Source organism: Alkalibacterium thalassium, from assembly GCF_900101165.1.
Taxonomy (GTDB): Bacteria; Bacillota; Bacilli; order Lactobacillales; family Carnobacteriaceae_A; genus Alkalibacterium; species Alkalibacterium indicireducens.
Genome location: NZ_FNFK01000022.1, coordinates 23,831 through 30,491 on the forward strand (window position 1 = coordinate 23,831; position 6,661 = coordinate 30,491).

The following is a 6,661-nucleotide window of genomic DNA, read 5'->3' on the forward strand; positions in this document are numbered from 1 at the left end:
TGATGCTAAATTTTTTCATTTCTAATCGACTGTATCATCCTCACGCTCTTTTCGCAGATTGTAGATATAGACAGACGGAACTAATCCACATACAAAGAAGACCAGACCAAGAATAAGTCCATTTACTGGTGTTCCTCCGTCGGTCATAGCCGAAGCCAAACCAAGTACTAGAGCAATCACTCCGACTATGCTCAAGGCTATCATTAAAGATTTTTTAGAATTTACTTTATTTGACTCCTGATCGATACTGATACTGGACTGAAGATAGGCATAGACTGCGCCTGTCGCTATCATCAGAAACCACAACGGGTTTTCTCTCGCCTGACTGAACCCTAGTGTCGCAACCTCATAGGCTAATATAGCCAAAATTTCAAATGTTTGAATGATAAGTATTACCCGGCTTATTTTCAGATAGTGTATGTATAATCTTTCATCTTTTATTTTCAAACTTTGATTGTTCGAGCTAATTGCCGCTTATCGGAGCGAATTTATCATAAGTTAGTTCTTGGAACCCACTCATTGCTTCTTTTCGTCTCGAGTTGGTCGCAAGATGCGTCTTAGAGCCCACTCATTGCTTCTTTTCATCTCGAGTTGGTCGCAAGATCTAAATTTAGCTTACATTAAAGTATTTCGACTTTCAAAAATCATCATTTAAGATGAAATAAGGTCACGGGAGCCATCGAGTGGTCTGGCACTAAACAAATAATGCCACAGAAGCATCGGACGCCTATCATCAGTTTAACCCTAACATACAAAAAAGACCTGCACACTAGCTGTGCAGATCATCCGATACAAATCTCTTATGGTCCTTACTGGGCTCGAACCAGTGACCCCTACCTTGTCGAGGTAGTGCTCTCCCAACTGAGCTAAAGAACCGTTATTGGGTCATTACTAATAAGAGTATACTAGATTTTGCCTACTTTGTAAACAAGATTTCAATCTTAAACAGTCCTTCCTTTTCTTTTACGGTAAATTCGTTCATAATGGTTAGGAGAGAATCAGGAAGGAACCGGTGTAATGGATACAACTAAACTGAGTAAATTTTATAAAAAATCACACGAAGAAAAAATCGATGCACTATTCGAAGCGGGTGTCATTTCAGATGAAGATAAACAGACGCTTTTATCAAATAACCTGGATCTGAACCTTGAAACAGGCAGCAATATGATCGAGAATCATCTGGGCAACTACTCCCTTCCTCTTGGGGTTGCCATGAATTTCGTAATTGATGGCACAAACAAAGTGATTCCAATGGCTATTGAAGAGCCGTCCGTTATTGCTGCGGCCAGTTTTGCGGCTAAAATCATCAGTACCGGAAGCGGCTTTTCAACGGACGTTCCAGACAGACAAGCCATCGGTCAGGTGACCTTGAAGCACGTCGACAACATGGCTGAGGCCAGAGAAATCATCCTGAATGCGAAACAGGCCATTCTAGATCGAGCAAATGAAGCTCACCCTTCTATCGTTAAACGAGGTGGTGGAGCCCGAGATTTGATTGTGCGTATTCTGGAAGATACAGATCAGCCCGACTTCCATGCTTTCCTTTCTATTCATCTGCATATCGATACGAAAGAAGCTATGGGGGCTAACATCATTAACACGATGATGGAAGGCATTGCTCCTTATATTGAAGAACTGACTGGCGGGACTGCCCTGCTTCGCATCCTTTCCAATTATGCGACAGAAAGTTTAGCGACTTCTCAATGTGTCATCCCGGCACACGCGTTAAAGACCGGAAAATACACTGGTGAAGAAGTCAGAGACCGCATCATTGAAGCCACTCAGGTAGCGACGATAGATCCATATCGTGCCGTGACTCACAATAAAGGCATCATGAATGGGGTGGACGCCGTGGTTGCCGCCACAGGAAATGACTGGCGCGCAGTCGAGGCTAGCGTTCATGCCTATGCGAGCCGAAGCGGACAGTACCGTTCTCTGACGACGTGGGAGAAGAATGAGCAAGGCGACCTGGTCGGTTCACTCACTCTTCCTCTACCAATTGGGACAGTAGGCGGTGCTATCTCGATTCATCCAGCCGCTCAGTTGTCTCATACTATCCTAGGGCATCCAAACGTCAATGAACTGGCCGGTATCCTGGCTTCAGTTGGTCTGGCTCAGAACCTTGCAGCTGTCAGAGCCTTGGTGACTTACGGCATTCAAAAAGGCCACATGGGACTGCACGCCCGGTCTCTTGCCATTAGTGCGGGAGCTAAAGGGGAGCAGGTTCAGCAAGTAGCTGATTTGCTGAAACAGGCGCCACATATGAATTTAGCGACAGCTAAGGAGATACTAAAAGATTTTTTTAAGTAAGATCACTAGTGTTGCATAAAACTGAAAATCACTGTTACTTGATGATTGTTAATCAAATCACATGTAGTGTTCGTTAAAAATTTCAAAAAAGTCAAATGCTGGCGCAGCGGATGACTTTTTTCAGAATTTTTTTGACTTATTCAGTTGTGGCTAAATCGATTTCCGACTTCTTTCACTTAGTCAGGTTCGAATATTGCCTTAAATAATTCGAACGGTTCATACTGTAACGCTCGTAAATGCCTTAAAACGTGGAAAACTGTTTGTTTTAAGTCCAATTCAAGCTTGATGAGTAAGGTCAGTAAGTAGACAATCAGTGCCAGTATGACTTGATTTTCTACACCTTCTTCTGACTTTGAAAAGTAGTTTTTAATCGTCATGTGTTGCTTGATATGCTTGAAAAATAAATCGATCTGCCACCGTGATTGATACATTTTGCTAATCTCTTCAGCTGATACATCCATGCGGTTGGTGATAATCCTTAGATTGGCCTGCTGCTTTCTTTCTATCGTCACAAGCCGAAAGAGACTCGTCAAGTAAACTTGACTCCCCAATTGAACCAATTGATCACTGATAATACCCGTTCCTTTAGGAACGGCTAGATGGGCTTGCACATGTACCTTCGTATTTTTCTTAATTCGAGAAACAAAGAAATATCCATCCCAATGCATTTGATCAAATTGAGCGAAATCAAGGTACCCACGATCAAAAATGTATGTAGCCAGTGGCTGATTAATAAAGACATCTAAGTGCTCATGATCATGTTCAGAAGCAGGAGATACTTCAAATTGTTCAGGGTGCACCCAACTTTCATTCATAAAGCAGACTTTTAAATGTAACTTTATTCCCGCTTTTGTCGGTCGAAAATGTGCCCACGGATAGGAATTTTTGCTAAATGAAAAAGTTGAGGAATCAATGAGATAGAGTTTTTCTTTCGATTTTATCTCCGTCTTTTTATGCACGAGAGAAAGTAAATGATTAAAAATTTCCAGTAATACACTTGGTTCAAGTGCTCGTAGAGCACGAGAAAGCTGAGAGTAACTGATAGAGTCTATCCCCATCACTTTTTTTAAATTCGGATTGACAAGTTGCTGATTTAAGTGTCGTAAACTTTCCGTTTCATCATTGATGGCATACAAAAAGAGCTTTATGGCTTTCATAAATGTCAATTTCTTTGCGTAACGATCAAATTGTTCAATGGCTTGACGAGAATCAGAGCTTAATTGTTCTAACTTAATAGACGAAAACCATTTATTTATGGTCATTTTTGTTTTATACTTATCCATGCGTAGATCCTTTGTATTGGTCTTGGATAAGTCATCCAAGTACTAGTATAAAGGATTTTTTAATGTCATGGAACAGTTTAATATTTTAATGCAACACTAGTGTATCTATTTAAAACAAAAAGTGCCCTTCAGACTTTCAAAGGACACTCTTTATAAAACTGACGTGTTTTCAATACATCTTTTCCCAACAGACGTTTAGATAAATATAAGGAAACGGTCGGTCCAGATCAGTTTTCTGTAATTATCAGTCCATGATTTTTAAGACCAATCACGCTCTCCTACGGATCATCCTCTTTACTGGCCAGACCAGCCACATCCTCAGCCTGTTCGATCGTTCCGCATGTCTTTAAAGGAGGTCCTTGTAGCAATCATTATTAATGACGAGCTGTGACGAAGCGACTGGTTCGATACGACTCAACGATGGACACGACAAATGTTCCTTGAGAGTGTCTGCGAAAAGGCCGCGGATCATTAATATCAGTCAATTTGAAAACCAGATCGATGTATCCAAAGTCTCAGTGTACGTGTGCGCACTGCTGTCATAACCAGAATATATCAAAAAAAACCAGGAAACTTCGAGACATAACAATTCGATACAGTATTAACCGGTGGAGATCACAGTATATCCGGTCAGGTTCTAGTGGTCAGGTATACCAACAGCGCCTGCAGATCATCAATCCGCTCCTGTAGACCTTCGCCGATTGTCGTATCTCTGATCAGCTTCCTCTCTCTCTTCTCATCTATTACCTGCTTCAACTGCGTATCATCTCTCAAATCTTCAAAAAGTTTCTCGACCGATTCAAACGACTGATGAGTGACGAGTTGAAAGCCGTATGAATTATTGATCAGTGAGTAGCCGGCAATTCCCGTAGCTTCCTGATAAGCTGCACTCATTCCGCCATCAATGACGATCAGCTTCCCGTCAGCTTTCACCGGCAATTCTCCCTTCTTGACCTTCACAGGTGTATGGCCATTGATGATGGTGGAGCGTTCATGACTCAAGCCGAATGATTTCAAGATGTGACTCATGACGGCTTTGTTGTCTCTCAACTGAAAATACGGGTTCCGATTCTCTTTATGGGTATCCGAGTTAGTAATATAATAACGCTCGAATGTAGTCATCCGGTCCCTTCCGAACAGGGGAGACTTCTTCCCGCACCAGGCGTACCAGAGTAAATCAGTCGCATAATCGTCAGTCACCGATCTGTCTGCGGCTGATTTCCTTATATATGTGTCGAAGGCATCAAGCATCTGACGCCCGGACAACTCCTCTCCTTCAAATGAAAAACTGTCCAGTTCTCCATCCACCGTGAGTGGCAGGCAGCCATGATAAAGAAGGTGATCATTGTAAATTAGATACATACTGCCTTTATCAAGCAGAAAATCAGTGTATCGGTTAAGTTTTTCTGAGTGCTGAAAACTCTCCATCAGTGTCTGTACACTATACTTTTCTTCATCGCATAACTGATAGGGATCGTCTGGATCGAACTGATCATATGGAAAATTAGAGAGATCATAGACGTGTCCGTCAATCGTTATCGTTCCGTTCTCTCTATCGATCTCATTCAGAAGCAGCCTGTCCGCCATATCATAAGACGGTCGGCGTTTAATGATCTGTCCTTCCAGTTTAAATTGAATGACAGCCAGTGCTTCGTGAACTTTCGTCAGCAGTTCTCTGCTTTCTTCCCGAAAGACATGTTCTGAAGGGCCTTCCTTGGGCCGAAACGCATCTTTGCTTTCGTAATGGCTGTCGGCAAACAAGAAAAGGGGCCTGAGATTCAGACCATATGCTTTTTCAAGTTCGAACAAGTAGCCATACCGTGCAGCAATTCGAAGCAGTGTGATGAGATTGGCCTTCGATCCGAACATGGCCCCCATCCACAGAATATCGTGATTGCCCCACTGCACATCAACAGAATGATGCGCCATCAGTCGATCCATAACTAACTGTTCTCCACAGTCCCGATCAAACAAGTCACCTACGAGATGAAGATGATCAATAACCAGCCGCTGAATGACCTGACACAATGCAGAAATGAACGGTTCAGCCTGATTTAGACTGATCAGTCGGCTCAAAATATTGTTATAGTAGACATCTTTCTCTCCTTGAGAGAGATCAGTGTAGAGAAGTTCTTCTATTATATAAGTATATCTTTCAGGAAGTGCTTTTCTCAACTTGGACCGGGTATATTTAACTGCACAGAACTGCATAAATGTGATCAGGTCTCTGATTGTCTGCTTGTACCAGTCTGAATCCTTTTCAAAAATTCCTTCATCGTCATCAAGCGTCTGATCAGGATAGCTGATCAGCAGATTGAAGCGGTCCATCCGTTCAACATCCCAGCTGTCACTGAAGCAGTTGCCGATTTTCTCACGAACATTTCCAGCGCCCGTTCGCAGAATATGATCGAACGCCAAGTCAGCCCCATGCACATCAGACAGGTACAATTCCGTTCCTTTAGGCAGACTTTGAATCGCCTCCAGATTGATCAGCTCCGTATAGATTTCACTCTTTGTTTTAAAACTGTTCTTGAGCAGTTCGTAGTATTTTTCCTCTTTCATGGGTTCCCCGCCTTTTTCAAACGAATTAGTCTTCCTCTTTTCCAACATACACCATGGCGACCAGAATCGCTAGTAATTACCAATTTTTTTGTTTTTTCGTGTTGTTTTAATGCAACTATCGTTGCTCTATCAATTAAAATACAAAAAGGCACCTCTTCCCCCCTTAATCTGATAAAATGAAGTTCACTAAAACAAACATTCATCACTTAAGGAGTGAAAAGAGATGCCTAATCTACTTCAGATTATCATGTATTTAGTTAATAAAATCAAGTGGCAAAACAGTTTAATTCAACTTTTAAACGATTATATTACTTGGCTTGAAGATGCGGATAATCGACCACCTAAAGGGACCGATATCACAAAGCTTGATTACAACAAATTGACCCTTGATGACCCACCGAAAGTTGTAAAGATTGAACGGGCGGACTATAAATACCTTCTAAAACAGGCCGTGGAAGCAGGTAAATCGATCAAACCTGTTCGTCGCCACAAGTCATCTTCTGAAG

Annotated in this window: 4 protein-coding genes, 1 tRNA gene and 1 pseudogene; 2 read left to right on the forward strand and 4 right to left on the reverse strand. The window is 42.0% G+C overall.

All coding sequences use genetic code 11. The annotated features are described in order from the left end of the window. Nucleotides 1-21 precede the first annotated feature (21 nt). Complete coding sequence (locus BLR76_RS06270) at nt 22-447, reverse strand: DUF6773 family protein (protein ID WP_091266894.1); 426 nt, start codon at nt 445-447, stop codon at nt 22-24. A 356-nt stretch (nt 448-803) separates the two neighbouring features. Beyond that, nucleotides 804-876 (reverse strand) — tRNA-Val (locus BLR76_RS06275). Nucleotides 877-1,017: 141 nt separating this feature from the next. Here BLR76_RS06275 and BLR76_RS06280 point away from each other — a divergent pair. Further along, the gene (locus tag BLR76_RS06280) at nt 1,018-2,310 is read left to right on the forward strand and encodes a hydroxymethylglutaryl-CoA reductase, degradative (protein WP_091266896.1); all 1,293 of its coding nucleotides are present in this window, start codon (nt 1,018-1,020) and stop codon (nt 2,308-2,310) included. A gap of 176 nt (nt 2,311-2,486) precedes the next feature. Here BLR76_RS06280 and BLR76_RS06285 read toward each other — a convergent pair whose 3' ends face one another. Beyond that, a complete protein-coding gene (locus BLR76_RS06285; protein ID WP_091266899.1) occupies nt 2,487-3,593 on the reverse strand; it encodes an IS4 family transposase in 1,107 nt (368 codons plus the stop codon). A gap of 630 nt (nt 3,594-4,223) precedes the next feature. Further along, entirely contained in the window at nt 4,224-6,155 is a 1,932-nt protein-coding gene (locus tag BLR76_RS06290; protein ID WP_091266900.1) for a fructose-1,6-bisphosphatase, read from the reverse strand. Nucleotides 6,156-6,378: 223 nt separating this feature from the next. Between BLR76_RS06290 and BLR76_RS06295 the strand changes: the two are divergent. Continuing rightward, nucleotides 6,379-6,661 (forward strand): annotated as a pseudogene (locus BLR76_RS06295) (hypothetical protein); the annotation flags it as partial.